This window comes from Pseudomonas sp. GW821-FHT02C04, from assembly GCF_059421845.1.
Window position 1 is genome coordinate 60,059 of sequence record NZ_JBWKVT010000006.1, and the last position, 18,909, is coordinate 78,967.

Genomic DNA, 18,909 nt, shown 5'->3' on the forward strand with positions numbered 1-18,909 from the left:
TAATAAAAACTGAACAAGCTAAGACTACCCTTCAAAAAGGCGAGAAATGTTCTCCTCCCCTACATGAAAGCCAAGACCTTCAAAATCCGCAAAGTATCGAATATCCTTTATCCTTTCACGGTGGGGTACGTCACATAGTATCTCCTCATTAAGCTTGGGACACCATTCATCTACTGGAACAACCAACGGGGAACTTACTAATGTCAGCCGCCTGGGATAGAACAAAGAATGTTCTGAGCGATAGCCAAAGCACTCTCGCAGAATCCTATCCAACTCCAGCTTCGCACCACCACTCAAAAGATTCCTAGTTATTAATATATCCTCAGATAGTGTTGAGCCGAAGTTTAGGCCAGATGGTGCAAACTTTAGTGAGAATACAAACAACTCATGACCTAGGGATGGTTGCAACTGTGTAAAACCGTTAATGATATGAGCATGCCTTGGCCCACTAGTCGCCTTAACTTCAAACTCCTTCTTTCCAAAGCGAAAATCATGAGGTTGCCTCTGTGGGCCAACCCAAGCGCTAAGTGCTTCGTCGCCAAATTGCTCAATAAGAATTCGAAGAAAATATAGCTCTCCGCGCAGCCCTAATTGCACCTCATCACTAAGAATTGCACGAACCTTCATTAGTTCTCTCCACCCGTCAAGAGTTTCCTCAACGGCAGTTATGGGCAAAACCCCATTCAACTGAATCTTATCCGCAACAGAAACGAAAAAACTATACATTTCCTGATAAAGCGAAATAGTACTTGTGCGAACCTCCAACATAACTCCTTCCGCTGTATGCACCATTGATATTTTTATTTCTTCTAGCGGCGATTCATTTGGTCTTTCAACACCGTAGCACTGCACTCTCAACGCTAGCTCTTTCCCAAACTCCGAAACCCAAATATCTACAGCGGGAGCAACACCATCGCTTGAAGGAATGCGGTGAACAAATGGAACACCATTTTGGATTCGCGCACGCAAGTCTTCCCAACTCATGTGACGTGAGCCTTGCTGAGTTATCGAATTCATTCAACCACCCTCGAACTTTCCTCGTTCATCGCCAACATCAAAAGCTCATTAATTTCTTCCAGTCGCGCAGTAAAACGTTTGCTTTCACGCTCTCTTAATAGATCATCCCGTAACAGCAAAAAAAGTAATATTTTTATAATAGGCGCGTCATTTAAGCTAGCGGATGTTCCTTTCAATAGAACTTGCCGATACATTGCATTGAGTACAACATTGCAAGCCGAACGATCAATTCTAAAAAACCTATCTTCCGGTAGCTTAGCCCAGACAACATTCACCTCAGTCCTTGGCGCTTTTTGACCTGCAAGGTAAGTTGACGCTTTCCTTCGAACTGCAACACCGAATCCGCGACCTGGTACAGGAATAAAAGCCCTTTCAACATCGACAGTTTTCCTATAAACATCCTCTGCACACTTCAAATATTGATCCATAGGACCATCTTTTAAAGCAAGCGCCATTCTGAAATAATCAGGCACATCTAGTGCAGACTTTTGTACATTCAGACGAAACTCCGCATCGAACTCTTGCGAGAGTTCAACTTCGACACGGGCCAAGGAAAGATGATGATCTGCGTTATTTTCCCTCCAGCCATTCCATCCTCCAGCCTGAATTAATCGACCATTTCTGTAAAAATAAAAACCTTGTCGAACAGCGACATTCGCCCCACCCAATAAATATCCGCTACTAGTTTGGTTCGGCGGCCATATATGCGCTTTGCAGTTTATTACGTGGGACTTGACGACCTTTAACGAAAACTGCAAAGGGTAGTTCTTTTCACCTGTGATGGGATAGCTGAATGGATTAAGACTTCTAACTGTAACGGCAAAACCCTGACCACCGTCAATCATATTAGCTGCATCAATGTACAACGTTATCCCAGCATCAATAAATCGATGAAAAACCAAACCAAGATGATTACTTAGTTTTTTTTGTAACCGCTGCAAGACCACTTCTAGCGACTTACTTTTGGTTAGTGCGTGATCAAGTTCGTCAATAATTACAAGAGTGCCACTATCAGCGATTGCGAACGGCCACTGAGTTTCGGCCAACCACATTGCAGCCCCTTCAGAATCGAGCAACTCACAGTTCCATCCAGCCGCTATCGATTTGGTTGTCCAGCGACACGAAACGACCTGGCCGGCCTGCTTTGAAATGACAGTTAAGCTCCTGCCTTGACTTAGCGCCGCAGTCTTCAATCCCATTCCAAACTTCCCAAGCGCTTTAGGGCTGCGCTCACGGTTAGAACCGAACTGCATAGCTAAAAGGAGCTCTTCGCTATTCATCCCTAAGCCATTGTCGGCAAGTACTATCTGTTGAATCTCCGCCCCATCATGAACAAAACGAATAAGTATATTTGTTGCACCTGCATCGATCGAATTATCGACCAAATCTGCAACTGCCTCTTCAATTTTATAACCAATACGTGACAACGCATCGGTGACCTTCCCTGCATGTGGCTGAATGGGTACAGTAGTAATAACCTTTAGTCCATTAATCGATTCCCTTGCACTCACCATTCGCCTCCATTTTTTTAAAAATTAAAAAAGCTTCTACCCTAATGGTTCTGCATTTTCACAAAATCGATAAAATCCTTGAGCGACATTAACCAATCACGTTGTGCAACAGAGTAGGTCGTCTGAATTTCCTGAGGGACTACAAGTCGTAACCCACGAGACCTCATCTCCATCGTTTGACTATCGCTAATTGCAGCCTCCAAAGTAATTAAGTGTTTTTCGGGGACACGATTGGCTTCGCTCAACACCTGCCTCCATCGGTCTTTACAAGTTGTTTTCGCTCCAACCATAACTAATTTTTCGGCGGGAAATGAAAAGTCGTGGTACTCGGAAAAGCTAGGAAAAATGAAGTCTGGCCTTGAGTTGTTTTCCGTTATTGATCCTTTACCTCGCCCCTGCTGGAAGCGTAAACCATTTAGAAGAAATATCTCCTCCAAGTGTCCCTCGAATGCATGGCCCACTCTAGATTTTCGCCGATTCTGAACACTCAAGGAAAAATTAATAAACTCTTCGACATCGTCGCCACACTCGCCAAAACCACTAACAAGCTTCTTTCGAACGAGGTACCGTTCGTAGATCCGGAAAAGCTTTTCTTCATGCTCCATCCAAGAAATAATTGCTTTATCTGGATAACGTATAGGATCGACCGTTCGCTCAATAGTTTTTCGAGCATAATTAGAGAATGCCGATGTACTAGGAAACTTAGCATCGCCGAATGAGTTTATTAACCTGTCAAGCCAGACATCGTCATCCCGTTCAACCTGACTTACTTCTACACCTAAATCCTCAAGCATTAGCCTGAGTGGAAGAAGCAGCTGTACGGAATCTAACGTTCCTGCGGTAAACCTTTCGTCAACATCATGAAGGCCAAAGAGGAGCCTGAGTTGATTTTCAACTGAGGTACCTGCTGGAGTGAAGATCATTAATAATGACCCGTCACGCATTTTCCCCACAAGCAGAAAATCCCCTTCTTCGATCAGATCAGTTACGACACTTTTGTTGTAATAAAGGCGAAACTCAGAACTGCGATGTGGTTGTTTTCTTCGACAATCATACCAAGTCACAAATCCATCACAGAACTCTGGTGCGATAGACTCATCCGTAACGTAGATTTGTTTCGCGTTGAATCGGAACTCTTCGCTCTTGCCTGGCGCTCCTAAATATTGTTTAAATCCGGCAGCGGGAAGACCTCCTATTTCGTGTTGATTGGAGGAACCTGGATCAGCATCCACAGCGCTCAAATACTTGGCAGCTACGCCTTCGAAATAGTCACTTATGCGGTCGGTGAACATACGGTTTCGTCTATCTGTAAATATTCATTACCGTTTATCAGCCACCCTGCTATCTGGTCAATCAATACCAGAGATTTTTTTCTATCCATTGACCTAACTGCACATTCCCAAACGATGAGCACTCGCCAACCATGGTTCAAGAGAGCAAGCTCTTGGGATCGATCTCTGGCTCGATTTTTTTCGATTTTCTCCATCCAGAAATCTCGGCGCGTCTGCGGTATTTTGAAGTATCTGCAGGTATGTCCATGCCAGAAGCAGCCGTGGACGAATACCACTGCGTTGTATTTTGATAACGCCAGATCAGGTTTACCAGGAAGGTTATTTACGTGGATGCGATAGCGAAATCCACGGGCATACAAAGCCTTGCGGATTGAAATCTCTGGTTTTGTGTTTTTACCTTTGATTCCCGACATCATCCGGGATCGAGTTACTGCATTCACGATATCGACCATAACTCACCTCCATGCATTCGATAGCTCAGGTCCTGTGTTTAGCTTTGGAGTCCGCACACTCAAGGTTCCCTGTGAGCTATCTAATTCATTTTGAAATGGAGCCGACACGCTAAAACAACTTCAAACTGAGATTTCCCTTACACCGGAAGGGCGAACTCCAGCTGAGGTCTTTCCTCTTCCGCGTTTTTCTCCTTCGCGGCCAGTATTCGATCCTTCATCAACCGAGCTACAGCTTCAAAAACTGGAACCGCCACGGAGTTACCAAACTGACGATAAGCTTGGGTATCGGACACAGGAATCACAAATTTGCTTTCCCCTGGCTTGTCGAAACCCATCAGGCGCGAGCACTCATGCGGAGTCAATCGGCGCGGGCGATTGAGCTGATTCAACTCACTGTTGAAGTCCAAGGTGTCCACAAACCCACGATCAACCAGGATTTCAGAACCATCCTTGTGATATCTCGCCGAGAGCGTACGAGCAACGTCGTTTGGACGAGTCAAACCAAAGCCAAAACCATTGCCCTTTTCGCGATGTTTCTCGGCATATCGGTAGAGGTAATCCCAGAGCTTCGGAGTAAGGATGTATTTTTCGTCCACGTCCTTATCAAGCAGATCACCGAAGCTAGGTCGCTGCTTCGGTATAAGCTTGCTGATGTCGCTCAGAGTGAATCCTTGGTGAACATTCAAGTCACGACGGAAACCGACCAGCACAATTCGCTCACGATGCTGAGGGACAAAGTGCTTGGCATCGATGACCTTCGGGTCTGAGCCTTTCGGTGCATTCACGTCTGCAACCTCATAACCCAGCTCATCCAACGCTTCGCAAATGATCCGGAACGTATTGCCCTTGTCATGGCTTTTCAGGTTTTTGACGTTCTCAAGCAAGAATGCAGCCGGGCGTTTCGCGGCAATAATCCGCGCCACGTCGAAGAACAGGGTGCCTTGGGTCTCACACTCGAAACCGTGCTTGCGCCCCAGAGAGTTCTTCTTGGAAACACCTGCAAGCGAGAACGGCTGGCATGGAAAACCTGCCAACAGGACGTCGTGATCAGGAATTTCGCGATCAATGTTCTTGTACGCTTCTTCGTCGCTGATTTCAGGCTTGTCCGAAAGCGTGACCGAACGGATGTCGAGATTGAACCGGTGACGAGCCGGATCACAGAAGTGGTTGGCCTTGTAGGTCTTGACCGCGTACTTGTTCCATTCGGACGTGAACAGGCACTCGCCTCCGATGGCTTCGAACCCTTTTCTGATACCGCCGATACCGGCAAAGAGATCGATAAAGGTAAATGAAGGTTTATGGTTCAAACGCTTGGGCAGCAAATCCTTGAGGCGGGTGAACTCAATGTGGGAGAGCTTCGGCGAAGCCTTGCCCTTGATCCATCGATTGATGGTTTCACGGCACCAGTGGCTCGGGCTCACATCGTTGAGAATTTCGGCCAACTGCCCTTGGTCGTAGATCTCCAGCAGCTTGTGCAGTAACGCAAGGTCGGTAACAGGATGGGTATCAGGCTCATAAGAATCCGAAGTCGTTTCGCTCAAGGATTCAAAAGATGCTGTTTCAAAAAGATTCATGAGCCGGAAATTCCTCTGGGTCAAAGCTGTGACGAATGGTCACCATTCTAGCCCTGAAAACTTCAAAGTAAATGAAATTTCCCGTAATCCGTGAGATCAGACATGGCGACACGGGCTGGGAGAACTGGAAGAACAGTGGCGACCAAATACTGGATATAAACACAGCATAATTTACTCCACGCCATTGTCCAGATTTCGTTTTGCCTCACGATCGGTAGGAAAAGTCGCTGGTTGACGACCATCCCTGATCCCCCTACCCTCAGCTCCGAGCCTAAGAAACTCTACAAACCAGAGCGGTCCTCCGCACCCGACACTCATGCGGCTTTTTTTCGTCTGCGGTTTCTCTACGCCTGCGAAAAGTCCCGTTATGTCGGGAGTGGGCGAATACAAGACCCGAAAGGGGAATATGTCCGGCCCGTCTCTGGTGGGTTTCTTAGCTCCCGACACCCTTAACGAATGCCCTAAGAAAGCAGCCAGAGGTAAATGGAAATGCCTGACTACTCAGCCTTCATGATGAAGGCGATTCGCTGTACCCGCCGTTTGAATTCCGTGCTCCCGACTCGGGAGGCACGCCATGTCTGAACCACTTCTTCCGACTCGTTTTACCCGCAACAAAACCCACCTGCACGCCCTTCTGGTGGAGAACCAAGCCTGGTTCTGCGTCCATGAACTGGGGCGACTGATGGGCAAATATCTGGATGAGCGACAACTGCGCAAACTCGATGCAGATCAGCGGCAGATGATGTGCGTGGAAACCTACGGGGAACCCGGAGAACACTTGATGGTGAGTGAGTCAGGTGTGTATGCGTTGCTGATCTATCACTACTGCCCCGAGTATCGGCAGCTTCGCGAGTGGGTGACGCATCAGGTTGTGCCCGCGCTGCGAGATGCCCGTCCGACGCGCTCGGTTGAGCGTCCGATACTGAGTGTTTTGAGCTGGCCCAAGATGTCGTTGAGCACGCTGCACTGGCAGGATGAGCCGTGGATTCGCTTGCGGGACATGCCGTGTTTGCTGGCGGAGGATCCGTTCAATCGGCAGGAGTCCTGGTCGCGTAAAGCTTCACGAATGCTGCGTAGTTACTGATATCAAAAAACCGCTGCTTGAAAACTCAAGCAGCGGTTTTTTATGACCCGAAGTGTCGGGGACACCCAGTCCTCGGCAGACTGGGTTCGCATCATTCTGAAAACAATCAGTGCAACCCATCCCCCCACCCGCTATTAATACCCCCTCCCCCACTCAAGGACCCGAGCCCCACCATGAAATTCGATCTCGCCTACTGCCTCAGCCTCGACGACAAACTGTCGATCTATGACGTTCGCGATCTCAATTTCGATGAGACGGTGGCGTTCGATTCTGCGAAGGAACACTTCCAGTGCCCCAACGACGCCTGTCGTTCGGCGTTCGATGCGTCCAACGAGTTGGGTACGTTCAACGCCAAGAACGTGAATTACGTGCGTACGCCGCACTTCAAGAATCTGCCCGGTACGCAGCATGTGGCGGGTTGTCCGTATGTGAGTTTGAAGACGTCGGCGTCGGGGGTTGAGGCGGCGGATGGGGAAACGGATGACGGGCGGGAGGAGCATTTCCCGTCGGAGTTGTTGCTGACGCGCCGTGAGTATGTGCGCAAGCCTGCCGCGCCGGTGGGGGCGGCGGATGTGTTGCGGGATGATCCGGTGCGGGTGGCAGCCGCCACCTCGAAAGAGTCGCCGAGTCGTGAGACGGCGCCGGACAAGACCAGTGTCTTCGCTCACCCCGTGGAGTGTTTTGTGTCGAACTTCGCGGACAAGGATTTGCTCAAGCGTATGCCGTTGAAGATTGGCGAGCATACGGCGCCGTACAGTTCGTTCTTCAAGAAGATCGAGTACTTGATGGACAACAAGGGGCTGATTTACTGGGGCCGGATCAAGAAGATCGAGGACTTTCACAGCGCCAGTTTCCGGATCGATTTCGAGGACAAGGTCTGGTTCAAGAAACCGGATGACAGCAAGAAGAAGCCTTATCCGGTCAGTGTCTATCTCAACAAAAAGCTGATCGACAACTACCGCAAGCGCAAGGCGTTTCTGGAAGAGATCAAGCACGCGATCGACAGTGATAAGGAGTTGTTCTGCTTCTTCTATGGTGTGACGCCGGAGTTGAAGCAGGTGCCGGGCAAGAAGAACCCCGAAAAACCTTTCGAGGTCTTCAATGCCAATATCGAGAACCTGGATCACTTCATCATTCGTGAAGCGCCGGGTCTAGCGTGATGGTCAGCCCTGGGGCAGTTGCAGTTTGACGGCGCCGGGGTGTTGCTTGATCAGGGAGTACGGCAGGATCGACCAGTCTGGTCTATCGCAAGAACGTTGTACGCGGGCGAAGTAGGCGCCCAGGTACAAACCTTTCGCAGTGAAGTACCACGGCGAAGAACCCCAAACGCTTTCTTCCGTGAAGTCGCAATCATCGTCTTGCGTCGGCTTCTTCATTTCTGCGGGGTATAGGGCAGTGAGTTGCTTGATCAGCCAAGGCACCAGCTCTTTGTTTTCATACTGATAACGCGCGTCACTTTCAGCCGGGCTCAAAGGCTTGTCACCCAGACTGTCTCGTTCGGCATGCAGCAGTGGCTTGCCCTCACCTACCCACAACACATCTTCGAGCGACAACGGATGACCAGTGCTCACATCAATATTGAGAGGTGAATCACCGAAGTCCGGATGCGCGCCACCGCAGTAATAGCTGGTCGAGATGTTCAGGCTGACCACGGCTGGCGAAATCATTTTGGGTTCCGCGTCCTGCATGAAGTCGACGTTTTCCCCGCCCTGCAGTTGGCAACCGTGATAGCGGATGACCTCATTCCACAATCGCCCAAGCAACTGTTGGTTAACCCGTTGCAGATCGTCTTTTGGCAGACCGGACTCTACGCTGAACAGCGAAATCTTCGACTCCGGCTCTGTCCACCATTGCAGGGTGTAACCCATGAAGTCTTGTTTCTTCAGCGGTTTGAGCTTGAGTCCCTGTAGTCGCAAATACTCATACGGCTCGCCGTTTGGCAGCGCGGCGATGAAGGGCAGCGTAGAAGTTGTCGGCGCTGGAAGCCTGGCCTCGGAAAGTTGCACTGTAAGCTTCTTGCCCTTCGGACTTTGCCACTCGCCCTGCCAGCCAGTGGCCGTTTCTTCCAGTTTCAAAGTTGGCAGTGGCTTGTCGTCGCTGTAGCGATTGTTGCCTTCAACCAGCGTCAGGGTGCTGTCCTGCAATGACCCGCTAAGGGGCAGGTCCCGATGGTATTTTTCGTAGAAGTAACGACCGGTCACTTCATCCGGCTGCTGAGTGTTGAGTTCCACCACAATCGGCGTCTTGCCCAATGTGCCGGTGAAAACACGCCGGCCATCTTCGGCATGGGCAGTGGAAATCAGTGTGAACAACGCCACGGCATATGGCGCCAGGCGTAACAGTCCCTTGAGCATGGATCGGTCCCTGAATGAGTCGGAAGTTGCGCCGGGACGTGGGTGCCGGCGCTGGAAAATTCGCGGCGGATTATGGCGGGGTTGTGCCCGGTAATCGAGAAATGTAATTCGAGATGCAACGTCGCGTCATGGCAGTTGCAGCGCTACACCACCCGGATGTTGTTTGACGATGTTGTACGGCAGAACACTCCAGTCTACGAATCCGCACACTGCCGCCACGTGGGGATAAGACGGATCAAACTTGATGCCCTGCTCCGTGAAGTACCAACCCATGAATTGCCAGGGATCGCTCTCGTCGTAGTGACAGTCGTTATCGCCCTCTGCGGTGATGGTCATTTGCTGGGGATACAGTTTCAGCAGCTGTGCGACCAGCCAGGGTGCCAACTCTGTAGTCCGGTATTTCGACCAGGCATCAGAAGAACCGGGTGAACCTGCATTGAAATCATCGTGTTGTTCATAGTGCAACGGCTGACCTTGCCCTACCCACAAAACGTCCTCGAGCGTAAGTGTCTGACCGGTTGTGGCATCGAAGTTGAGCGCGTCGTTGCTTTGGTCCGGGTAGGCTCCGCCGCAGTAATAATCCGTTGAAATCCGCACACTCATTACCGAAGGCGTCATCCACAGAGGTTGGCTGGATTGAGAGTAATCACCCGAGCAACCGAAATACGCGATCACCTCCCCCCACAATCGGCCCATCAATTGTTGGTTGATGCGTTGACGCACTTCTGAGGAATAACCGGACACCACTTCAAAAAGCGAAGCTTGTGATTTGGGCTCGCTCCACCATTGCAGTGTGTAGCCCATGAAAGTTTCGGTTTTGCCCTTTTGCAGTTTCATTCCTTGCAGCCGCAGATACTCGTAAGGGGCCGTCTCACGCAGGCTGACGATATAGGGCAATGAGTCGACGGGGGCTTGCGGAATCATTGCGGGCTGCAACTCAACCTTGAGGGTTTTCCCGGCCGGATTACTCCACTCACCGGACCAATTGCTCCCGATCGCGTGTAAACGAAGCGTTGGACGGGAGTCCCCGTCCATCATCGAACCTTCGCTGAGTTCGAGCGTGTCCCCATCCCTGGAACCTTCGAGTTCCAGATCCTTGCGGTACTTCTGGTAGAAGTACCGCCCCTCTCCCGTTCGGGTATTCATCTCCAGAACGATCGCCGTCTTGCCCAGCGTTCCCGTGTAAACCTGCGTAGCGTTTTCCGCCCATGCCAGGGGATGGAAAAAAACGGCGAGTACCAAAATGCCGGAAAGGCGCAACAATCCGTGAAACATCAATTCTTCCTTGAGCAAGCGGGCAAATACCGCAAAAAGTGACCGCGGATTATGTCGATGTTGTAACGGGGAATCGAGCTTCGTCCAGATCAACTCACGCTCATGCTGAGCATCACAATCACCAGCAAACCGATGTACACCCACGCATGCACCCGATCCGGTATCCGCCCGATCCACGGCGTAGCCAATCGAATCCCCAGCATCGAGCCCAACGTCAGCACCGCAAACGCCAGCAGATCCACATACCCGATAAACCATGGCCCGAGGTCTGTCTCGCTGAATCCCGCCATCACCATGTACGTCAGCGTCCCCGCCAGCGCCACCGGCACGCTCAGCGGATTGGCCATCGACGTCGCCTGGGACATGCTCAACCCGCAACGCCGCAATAACGGCACGGTCATGACGCTTCCTCCTACACCGAGAAAGGTCGCGATGGCGCCTATCCCTACACCGCCGCCAGACGTTTCCACTGTTCCCAGTCGCCGTGGGACGGCGCCTTCGGACTGTGTGAGAAAGCCGCGACGCAGCAGGCAGTCGATAATCGTCACACCGAGGTAGGCGATGAAGGCATAACGAATGACTTCGCCACTGACCCACACCGCTGCGACTGCGCCGACAACCGCGCCCAAACCGATAAACCCGCCCAACGGCCACAGGTAATCCCGGATCAGGTTGCCGGCGCGGCGGTGTTTGTCGGTAGCGACCAGGGCGTTGACGATCATCACGCAGGTCGAGGTAGCGACGGCGATGTGCATGGCGGACTGGCTGATCGGGTCGTCGGCGCCGTGGCTCGCGGTGAGCATGCGGTACAGCAGCGGTACGACGACGAAGCCGCCGCCGAAACCAAAGAGCACGGCGGTGACGCCGGTCAGGCAGCCGAAGAGTGTCAGCAGGAGGTAGAACATGGCGCGTCGTCCGTTGGGGGGGAGCGGTCGACGATAGAGCGACGCTGCTTGGCCTGCTTCAGCAAGTCAGCCAATAATGTTTGCGCTTACGCCAATTACTGGGTGCCGCTCGATGCGCAATGTTTCGATCAATCTGCTGGATGACACGCCTCGCAGGGTAGTGGCGATCGGTACGGATTATTCCCACGGCTATCTGTTGCCACGTCATACGCATCGGCGGGCGCAATTGTTGTACGGCGCGACCGGGGTGATGCAGGTCAGCACGCATGACGGCAACTGGGTGGTGCCGCCGCAGCGGGCGGTATGGATTCCGCCGGAGGTGGCGCATGAGGTGTTGATGCTGGGGGTCAGTACTCGCAGTTTGTATATCGAGCCGGGAGCGGTGGATCTGGGTGAGCGTTGTCAGGTGATCAGTGTGTCGCTGTTGATGCGGCACTTGCTGATGGAAGCGGTGGAAATGCCGCTGACGTATGACCTGACTGGACGCGACGGTGTGCTGATCGATCTGTTGCTGCATGAGTTGGTGCGCAGTGCACCGCTGCCGTTGCATATACCGCTGCCGTCTGACGGAAGACTGCTCGAACTGTGTCAGAAATTTCTGCATCAGCCGAACGCCCACCAGTCGCCCCTGCAATGGGCCGATCAGCTGCACGTAAGCTTACGCACCTTCAACAGACTGTTCCGTCAGCAGACCGGCCTGAGCTTCAGTCAATGGCGCCAGCGCGCCTGCGTGGTATTGGCGCTGGCACGACTGGCGGCGGGTGAGGCGGTGACGCGGATTGCCCTGGATTTCGGTTATGACAGTCCGGCGGCGTTCTCGACGATGTTCCGTCGAATCCTCGGTCAGGCACCGTCCGTCTGGTTGGAGGCGGCGAACTAGGGCAAATCAAAAAATGCGTTTGATCCCGGCCGAAAACAACTGTACAAAAACACAGTACATTTTCCATCAGCACTCTCGAGCCCGGAGCACACCATGGCCTCTTCAGCGATGAACCTCATCCTCGAACGTATCGCCCTTTTCCAGTTCACCCCGACCCACTGCGCCCAGGCCCGAGGGATGTTGGGTTGGAGCATCGAACAGTTGTCGCGGGAGGCCAAGGTTTCAGTAGACGACATTCAGCGGTTCGAAGCGCAGCAGGACGTGGCGGATGCGGTGCGGTTGGCGTTGACCTATCGGTTCGAGGCGCAGGGGTTGGTGTTCTTTCCGGGCTTTGCGCCGGGGCGTTCGACAAGCAGTGGCTCGACAGTTGAATCGGTGCGTGGGGACTATGCGATGGCGGAGTGATTCGGTTCGCCTCATGGAGGCGAACCTGCATCCGTGAGTCAGGCCCCTTGCACCACCGCCCCACTCTCCCCTTCAACCGCCAACCACCACGCATGCCCGCGTTGCGGTTGTGCCAGGTTGAACGCCTCGCCCATTTGCGGAGTAGTAATGGAAACGCTGCGCTCCCAGGCCAGTGCAAGAATGCGATCGAACGGTTCATGCCAGGCATGCATCGCCAGGTCGAACGTGCCGTTGTGGATCGGGAATAACCAGCGACCCTTGAGGTCGATGTGGGCTTGCAGGGTTTCTTCCGGTTGCATGTGCACGTGGGGCCATTCGACGTTGTAGGCGCCGGTTTCCATCAGGGTCAGGTCGAACGGGCCGTATTGTTCGCCGATGCGCTTGAAGCCATCGAAGTAGCCGCTGTCGCCGCTGAAGAAGATTCGTGTATCGCCATCGATGATGACCCACGAAGCCCAAAGGGTCTGGTTGCCGTCAAACAGGCCACGACCGGAGAAGTGCTGCGACGGGGTGGCGATGAAGCGGATACCGGCGACTTCGGTGCCCTTCCACCAGTCGAACTGGCGGATCTTGCTGGCATCGATGCCCCATTTGACCAGCGTGTCACCGACGCCCAGCGGGGTCAGGAACACGTTGACCTTGTCCGCCAGTTTCAACACCGCTTCGTAGTCGAGGTGGTCGTAATGGTTGTGCGACAGGATCACCGCTTCGATCGGTGGCAATTCGTCGATGCTGATCGGTGGCTGGTGAAAGCGTTTCGGTCCGGCCCATTGCACCGGTGAAGCGCGCTCGGCGAACACCGGGTCGGTGATCCAGAATTTGTCTTGCAGCTTCAGCAGCAGGGTCGAGTGACCGAGGCGATAGACGCTGTGGTTGGGGGCGGCGATCAGGTCGGCGCGGGTCAGCGGCTGCACAGGGATGGCCGACGCCGGACGGGTGTTGCGCGGTTTGTGGAAGATCATATTCCACATGATGCGCAGCATCTTGCGCACACCTTCACGTTGCACTGGAGCGTGGTTACGGAACGTCCCTTCTGCCTGGCGCGAAGCTTCAGGTACAGGACTGACCGCGGAAGAAATTGATTTGGCCATGACTGAATGACTCCAGAAAAACCGCGCAATTCACGGTTTTCCACGGTGGGACGATAAATGGCCAAGGCACGCACGCATCAGCCGGACATCTGGTTTTAGGTTGCACCGATTAACGCAACATTACACTGATCGGTGTACTTTCTAGGTTGCATCAAACTGGATGACAAGTAAACTGCCGAGTGTAATTTCATCTATTTCCTGCCGAATCGAATTTATGACAGCTCCAACGCGCCTCACCGACCGCAAACGCGAAGCCATCATCCTGGCGGCCATTACCGAATTCCGTGCCAACGGTTTCGAAGTCACCAGCATGGACAAGATCGCGGCCACCGCCGGGGTGTCGAAGCGCACGGTGTACAACCATTTTCCGAGCAAGGAAGAGCTGTTCGCCGAAATTCTCAACCAGTTGTGGGCACGGATCAGCACCGAGCAAGCCGTTTCGTATCAGCCCGATCAGCCCTTGCGTGATCAACTGCGAACGATGCTGCTGGCCAAACTGCAGATGATGGCGGACGACAATTTCATGAATCTGGCCCGTGTCGCCATCGCCGCCGCGATCCACTCTCCCGAACGCGCACAGAACATGGTGGCGCGCATGGGCGAACGTGAGGAAAGCGTGACCGTGTGGATTCGCGCCGCTCAGGCGGACGGTCGGCTGAAACCGGTCGACCCGGAGTTCGCCGCGCATCAGGTGCAGGGCCTGCTCAAATCCTTCGCCTTCTGGCCGCAGATTTCCATGGGCCAACCGGCGCTCGACAACGCAACGCAAAATGCCGTGGTCGAATCGGCACTGGACATGTTCCTGGCCTGCTATCAGCTCTAGATCGTGCCTGCGCCAAGATTAAATGGCTCACAAGGACACTGAATTTTCCCGCTGGAATAAATGACAATGTCTGTCATTGACCGATGAACGGTCGCTCTGAAGAATTACACTGCAAAGTGTTTCAGAATGAATCTGGCGAAGAAACTCATGGATAACCAACGCGGCAAAGGCTTGTCATTCGCCAGACGCATTTACCTGCCACGCGCCATCGGTTTGGGCGTCGGCTTCTTCAGTGTCGGCGCCGCACTCTACCCACTGAATATGCCGGCCTGGCTCTGGGCGCTGTTGCTGTTCAACGGTTTTCTCTGGCCCCACGTCGCCTACCAATGGTCGACCCGCTCGGCCTTCCCCTACCGCGCCGAGCGTCGCAACCTGCTCTATGACTCGGTGTTCGGCGGTTTCTGGACTGCGTGTTTCCAGTTCAATCCGCTGACCGCCGTGACCATTCTGTCGATGATGACCATGAACAATGTGGCCGCCGGTGGCCGGCGGCTGTTCCTGCTCGGCGCCCTCGCCCAGTTGATCGGCGTGCTGTTGGGCTGGTCGCTGTTCGGGGTCAAGTTCAACCTGACCACCACGCAAACCCAGGTCTGGGCGTGTCTGCCGATGCTGACCCTTTATCCGCTTGCACTGGGAATGGTCTGTTACCAATTGGCGATCAAACTCGCCGAACACAAACGCACCTTGAGCGCCCTCAGTCGCACCGACAGCCTCACCGGCCTGCTCAACCACGGTGCCTGGAAAGACCTGCTGCACCTCAAGTTCCAGCAGTGCCGCGACCACAACAGCCAGGCCACTCTGGCACTGATCGACATCGATCATTTCAAGGTGATCAATGACAGTTACGGGCACATCGTCGGCGATGCGGTGCTGCAACAACTGAGTCGCGAACTGAAATTCCTGCTGGATGAAAGTGAGCTGGCCGGTCGTTACGGCGGCGACGAATTCTGCGTGATCCTGCCCAACCTGCCGCTGAGCAAAGCCGAAGCCCTGATGGAGCAACTGCGCCAGGCCCTGCATCAGTACCGCCATCCCGAGGTGCCCGAGTTGCGGGTCAGCCTGAGCATCGGACTGGCGCGTTTCCAACTGACCTGCCCGGACGCCCTCGACTGGCTGGATGACGCCGACAAAGCGTTGTACACCGCCAAGCACACGGGCCGTAACACGATCAGCGTAGCGTTGAGCCGCTCCAGCGCCTGACACGCGTTGTACAAGATTCGGACAAACCACTTTCTTGTACAACATTATAAACTTTGTATAAGATCGAGCTGTCAGCCTGGATGCTGGCACTATGAAGTCAACGCCGAACGTCGCCAGCATCTTCGGCCTGCCGCCGCGGGAACAGGGACAACACCTCTAGCCCTATTTCCGGAGCGCACCCAGCATGTTTTTCAATCGCCAGCAGTCTGTTATCGACGAACTGCAACACACCCTCGCCCAGCAAACCGGCCTGCTCGAAGCCATCGACCGCTCCATGGCGGTGATCGAGTTCGATCTCGACGCGGTAGTGTTGCGCGCCAATGACAACTTTCTCAAGACCACGGGCTACACCGCCGAGCAGGTGATCGGCCAGTCCCACCGCCAGTTCTGCCCACCGGAATTTGCCCGCAGCAGCCAGTACACCGAGCTTTGGTCGAAGTTGAAAAATGGTCAGTTCCAGTCCGGTACCTTCGAACGCGTTGACAGCCAGGGCCGGCCGATCTGGCTCGAAGCCAGTTACAACCCGATCAAGGATGCTTCGGGCCGCGTGGTGAAAGTGGTCAAGTACGCCATGGACGTCACCGCCAAGGTGCAGCAGGAAAGTGAAGCCAACGCCAAACTGCAAGCCATCGACCGGGCCATGGCGGTGATTGAGTTCGACCTCAATGGCAACGTTCTTACAGCCAATCAGAATTTTCTGACGCGCATGGGTTACACGCTCGCCGAGCTCAAAGGTAAGCATCACCGTTTGTTCTGTACCGCAGAGCTGGTCAACAGCAGCGCTTATGATGACTTCTGGCGTCGGCTCAATCAGGGTGAGTTTTTCCACGGGCTGTTCGAACGCGTCGACAAACGCGGGCAAACCGTCTGGCTAGAGGCCAACTACAACCCGGTCTACGACGCCGCCGGCCGCTTGTGCAAAGTGGTGAAATTCGCTTCGGACGTCACCGCCCGAGTCGAGCAGCACGAGCAGGATGCACGCAGCGCCAGCGCCGCTTATCACATTTCTGTCGCCACCCGAAAAGTCGCCGAGCAAGGCACGCAAGTGATCCAGCAAACGGCCAGCGAAATGCGCGAGATCGCCGATGACATCGCCGAATCGTCGAACCTGATTGCACAGCTCGGCGAGCGCTCCGAACAGATCACCACCATCGTCAACACCATCCGTGCGATTGCCGATCAGACCAATTTGCTGGCCCTGAACGCCGCGATCGAAGCGGCACGGGCCGGCGAGCAAGGTCGCGGTTTTGCCGTGGTAGCCGACGAAGTGCGGCAACTGGCGGCACGCACCAGCGGCTCGACGGCAGAGATTTCCAACATGATCGGCCTGATCCAGAGCGAAACCCGCCAGGCGATCAAGAGCATGGACGGCACCCGTGGACGCGCGGCGCAAGGCGTCGAACTGGCGGATCAGGCGGGGACGGTGATTCTGCAGATTCGCGATGGCGCCAGCGAAGCCGTGGACGCGGTGAGCATGTTTGCCAACGAGCGTGCGCCGGGATAAGGCCAACACGGGCGACGCAGGGCTATAGTGACTCAACGTCCCAAGCCCTGCCGAGTCCGTCATGACCACCGAAAAAACCGAATCCCCCGCTGCCCCTGTCGATCACCTGCGCTTCCACCGCCCCCACGCCCACCTCAACACAACCTTCGGCAACGACAAGTTCGCCTTGCGGGCCGAGGCGTTTGCGCGGTTCTTCGGTACGCCGACCTTCCTCGGCGCGCAAACCCTGATCGTGGTGCTGTGGGTGTGCCTCAACATGTTTGGCGTCACGAACTTCGACGTCTATCCGTTCATCCTGTTGAACCTGGCGTTCAGCCTGCAATCGGCCTATGCCGCACCGCTGATTCTGCTGGCCCAGACCCGCCAGGCCGCACGGGACAAGGCGCAATCGGACGCCGACGCGCAGCATCGCGAAGCCCTGGCCGTGGCCAATTCCGAGCGTCAGGTCCAGGCCGCAAAGAACACCGCGCAGTTGCTTGAGCTGCTGGAGCAGAACACCCGGCTCACCGAAATGACCAAGAGCCTGACCGAGCGCATCGAAGGCCTGACCCGTGAACTGCACGATCACATGCGCCAGAACCCGCAGGCCTGATCACGGCAAACTCAACGCCCGCCCGAGCTCATCGAACAGCGTGACCACCGACCGCAACGCGCGGCAGTCCGGGCGGGTCAGCAGCCAGAGCGCGGTGTCGTAACCGTACAGCGGTTCGCTCAAGGCTTGCAGACCTTCGGTGATCAGAAAGTCCGGTAACGCCGCCACGCCTAGCCCGGCACGCACCAGCTCTGTCACCGACAGCATGCTGTTGCAGCGATAGCCCGGCGTCACGCCCGGCAAATGCTGACGACGCCAGACGACGGTCGGGTGATCGGGCAGAAAATCGTCCGGGGCGATCCAGGTCATGGCGGCCAGATCGGACGCATCGATGTTTTGCAGATAACGCTCACTGGCACAGACCCGGTAGGCAATCTTCGCCAGCTCCCGTCCGACCAGGTGCTCCGGTGGCGTGCGCGTCAGGCGCAAGGCGATGTCGGCGTCGCGACGGCTGAGGTTGGCAAAGTCGTTGGAGGTGCTCAGTTCGATGGTCAGCGCCGGGTAGTTCGGCATGAACTGCGCCAGTGCCGGCAGCAGCAGACCTTGCAGCACCGAGTCGGTACAGGTCAGGCGTACCGTGCCGCTGATCACTTCGCCGCCCTGTTCCACGCCGATTCGCGCTGCTTCCAGAGCCTGCTCGGCGCGCTCGGCCTGCTCAGACAGGGTCTGCGCAAGGCTGGTGGGCAGGTAGCCGACGCGGCTTTTTTCGAACAGTTGCTGACCGAGCGCGGCTTCCAGTCGGCGCACGGCGCGAAACACCGTCGACACGTCGACCTTCAGCAGCTGCGAGGCCCGGGCCAGAGAGCCGCCGCGCACCAGGGCGAGAATCAGCGCCAGATCCGGGAAGTCGAGTCGATAGTGCGTCGCTGCATTAATCACTTGGGGAAACGCCCATATTGAGTGCGTGAACGCCAATCTATAGTGAGCGTCATCCCTCAACAAGCACAGCG

Annotated in this window: 18 protein-coding genes; 8 read left to right on the plus strand and 10 right to left on the minus strand. The window is 54.6% G+C overall.

All coding sequences use genetic code 11. The features are described from left to right. Positions 1-24: 24 nt before the first annotated feature. From AC07VV_RS21055 to dcm, 5 genes are all read right to left on the minus strand, one after another. Entirely contained in the window at positions 25-984 is a 960-nt protein-coding gene (locus tag AC07VV_RS21055; RefSeq protein ID WP_495037370.1) for a PD-(D/E)XK motif protein, read from the minus strand. A 29-nt stretch (positions 985-1,013) separates the two neighbouring features. Further along, the gene (locus AC07VV_RS21060; RefSeq protein WP_495037371.1) at positions 1,014-2,528 is read right to left on the minus strand and encodes an ATP-binding protein; all 1,515 of its coding nucleotides are present in this window, start codon (positions 2,526-2,528) and stop codon (positions 1,014-1,016) included. Positions 2,529-2,569: 41 nt separating this feature from the next. Then, positions 2,570-3,820 carry a type II restriction endonuclease gene (locus AC07VV_RS21065; protein WP_495037372.1) on the minus strand — a complete coding sequence of 417 codons (1,251 nt, stop codon included), beginning with the start codon at positions 3,818-3,820 and terminating at the stop codon, positions 2,570-2,572. Next, entirely contained in the window at positions 3,802-4,272 is a 471-nt protein-coding gene (locus tag AC07VV_RS21070; protein WP_495037373.1) for a very short patch repair endonuclease, read from the minus strand. The genes AC07VV_RS21065 and AC07VV_RS21070 overlap by 19 nt, the downstream gene beginning before the upstream one ends. A gap of 137 nt (positions 4,273-4,409) precedes the next feature. Then, entirely contained in the window at positions 4,410-5,846 is a 1,437-nt protein-coding gene (dcm, locus tag AC07VV_RS21075; protein ID WP_495037374.1) for a DNA (cytosine-5-)-methyltransferase, read from the minus strand. Between the two features lie 574 nt (positions 5,847-6,420). Between dcm and AC07VV_RS21080 the strand changes: the two genes are divergently transcribed. Beyond that, positions 6,421-6,930, plus strand: coding sequence for a BRO-N domain-containing protein (locus tag AC07VV_RS21080; RefSeq protein ID WP_495037375.1), 510 nt, complete (start codon positions 6,421-6,423; stop codon positions 6,928-6,930). 173 nt (positions 6,931-7,103) lie between these two features. Beyond that, the gene (locus AC07VV_RS21085) at positions 7,104-8,090 is read left to right on the plus strand and encodes a hypothetical protein (RefSeq protein WP_495037376.1); all 987 of its coding nucleotides are present in this window, start codon (positions 7,104-7,106) and stop codon (positions 8,088-8,090) included. Between the two features lie 3 nt (positions 8,091-8,093). Here AC07VV_RS21085 and AC07VV_RS21090 read toward each other — a convergent pair whose 3' ends face one another. From AC07VV_RS21090 to AC07VV_RS21100, 3 genes are all read right to left on the minus strand, one after another. Further along, positions 8,094-9,284, minus strand: a complete 1,191-nt coding sequence (locus AC07VV_RS21090) for a hypothetical protein (protein WP_495037377.1) — start codon at positions 9,282-9,284, stop codon at positions 8,094-8,096. Between the two features lie 126 nt (positions 9,285-9,410). Then, positions 9,411-10,652 (minus strand): hypothetical protein, encoded by a 1,242-nt coding sequence (locus tag AC07VV_RS21095; protein ID WP_495037378.1) that lies wholly within the window; start codon positions 10,650-10,652, stop codon positions 9,411-9,413. Continuing rightward, the gene (locus tag AC07VV_RS21100) at positions 10,649-11,464 is read right to left on the minus strand and encodes a sulfite exporter TauE/SafE family protein (protein WP_495037379.1); all 816 of its coding nucleotides are present in this window, start codon (positions 11,462-11,464) and stop codon (positions 10,649-10,651) included. Before AC07VV_RS21100 ends, AC07VV_RS21095 begins: the two co-directional genes overlap by 4 nt. 112 nt (positions 11,465-11,576) lie before the next feature. Here AC07VV_RS21100 and AC07VV_RS21105 point away from each other — a divergent pair, with 112 nt between their 5' ends. Next, positions 11,577-12,344 (plus strand): AraC family transcriptional regulator, encoded by a 768-nt coding sequence (locus AC07VV_RS21105; RefSeq protein WP_495037380.1) that lies wholly within the window; start codon positions 11,577-11,579, stop codon positions 12,342-12,344. A 93-nt stretch (positions 12,345-12,437) separates the two neighbouring features. Further along, a complete protein-coding gene (locus AC07VV_RS21110; RefSeq protein ID WP_495037381.1) occupies positions 12,438-12,749 on the plus strand; it encodes a helix-turn-helix domain-containing protein in 312 nt (103 codons plus the stop codon). 38 nt (positions 12,750-12,787) lie between these two features. Here AC07VV_RS21110 and AC07VV_RS21115 read toward each other — a convergent pair whose 3' ends face one another. Beyond that, complete coding sequence (locus AC07VV_RS21115) at positions 12,788-13,840, minus strand: MBL fold metallo-hydrolase (protein ID WP_495037382.1); 1,053 nt, start codon at positions 13,838-13,840, stop codon at positions 12,788-12,790. Between the two features lie 214 nt (positions 13,841-14,054). On the opposite strand from AC07VV_RS21115, the gene AC07VV_RS21120 reads away from it, so the two are divergent. The 4 genes from AC07VV_RS21120 to AC07VV_RS21135 all read left to right on the plus strand — a co-directional run bounded on the left by AC07VV_RS21120 (position 14,055) and on the right by AC07VV_RS21135 (position 17,959). After that, complete coding sequence (locus tag AC07VV_RS21120) at positions 14,055-14,663, plus strand: TetR/AcrR family transcriptional regulator (protein ID WP_102621054.1); 609 nt, start codon at positions 14,055-14,057, stop codon at positions 14,661-14,663. Positions 14,664-14,810: 147 nt separating this feature from the next. Further along, entirely contained in the window at positions 14,811-15,863 is a 1,053-nt protein-coding gene (locus tag AC07VV_RS21125; protein ID WP_495037547.1) for a diguanylate cyclase, read from the plus strand. 184 nt (positions 15,864-16,047) lie between these two features. After that, positions 16,048-17,367: a methyl-accepting chemotaxis protein gene (locus AC07VV_RS21130; protein ID WP_495037383.1), complete on the plus strand. Its 1,320-nt coding sequence runs from the start codon at positions 16,048-16,050 to the stop codon at positions 17,365-17,367. A 61-nt stretch (positions 17,368-17,428) separates the two neighbouring features. After that, entirely contained in the window at positions 17,429-17,959 is a 531-nt protein-coding gene (locus AC07VV_RS21135; protein WP_495037384.1) for a DUF1003 domain-containing protein, read from the plus strand. On the opposite strand, the gene AC07VV_RS21140 is transcribed toward AC07VV_RS21135, so the two are convergent. Next, positions 17,960-18,901 (minus strand): LysR family transcriptional regulator, encoded by a 942-nt coding sequence (locus AC07VV_RS21140; RefSeq protein ID WP_495037385.1) that lies wholly within the window; start codon positions 18,899-18,901, stop codon positions 17,960-17,962. Between the last annotated feature and the right edge of the window lie 8 nt (positions 18,902-18,909).

Coding starts and splice junctions, on each gene's coding strand:
- AC07VV_RS21080 (WP_495037375.1), top strand. CDS start 6,421: ATGTCTGAACCACTTCTTCCGACTCGTTTTACCCGCAACAAAACCCAC.
- dcm (WP_495037374.1), bottom strand. CDS start 5,846: ATGAATCTTTTTGAAACAGCATCTTTTGAATCCTTGAGCGAAACGACT.
- AC07VV_RS21115 (WP_495037382.1), bottom strand. CDS start 13,840: ATGGCCAAATCAATTTCTTCCGCGGTCAGTCCTGTACCTGAAGCTTCG.
- AC07VV_RS21135 (WP_495037384.1), top strand. CDS start 17,429: ATGACCACCGAAAAAACCGAATCCCCCGCTGCCCCTGTCGATCACCTG.
- AC07VV_RS21065 (WP_495037372.1), bottom strand. CDS start 3,820: ATGTTCACCGACCGCATAAGTGACTATTTCGAAGGCGTAGCTGCCAAG.
- AC07VV_RS21105 (WP_495037380.1), top strand. CDS start 11,577: ATGCGCAATGTTTCGATCAATCTGCTGGATGACACGCCTCGCAGGGTA.
- AC07VV_RS21100 (WP_495037379.1), bottom strand. CDS start 11,464: ATGTTCTACCTCCTGCTGACACTCTTCGGCTGCCTGACCGGCGTCACC.
- AC07VV_RS21130 (WP_495037383.1), top strand. CDS start 16,048: ATGTTTTTCAATCGCCAGCAGTCTGTTATCGACGAACTGCAACACACC.
- AC07VV_RS21085 (WP_495037376.1), top strand. CDS start 7,104: ATGAAATTCGATCTCGCCTACTGCCTCAGCCTCGACGACAAACTGTCG.
- AC07VV_RS21070 (WP_495037373.1), bottom strand. CDS start 4,272: ATGGTCGATATCGTGAATGCAGTAACTCGATCCCGGATGATGTCGGGA.
- AC07VV_RS21120 (WP_102621054.1), top strand. CDS start 14,055: ATGACAGCTCCAACGCGCCTCACCGACCGCAAACGCGAAGCCATCATC.
- AC07VV_RS21055 (WP_495037370.1), bottom strand. CDS start 984: ATGAGTTGGGAAGACTTGCGTGCGCGAATCCAAAATGGTGTTCCATTT.
- AC07VV_RS21125 (WP_495037547.1), top strand. CDS start 14,811: ATGGATAACCAACGCGGCAAAGGCTTGTCATTCGCCAGACGCATTTAC.
- AC07VV_RS21110 (WP_495037381.1), top strand. CDS start 12,438: ATGGCCTCTTCAGCGATGAACCTCATCCTCGAACGTATCGCCCTTTTC.
- AC07VV_RS21090 (WP_495037377.1), bottom strand. CDS start 9,284: ATGCTCAAGGGACTGTTACGCCTGGCGCCATATGCCGTGGCGTTGTTC.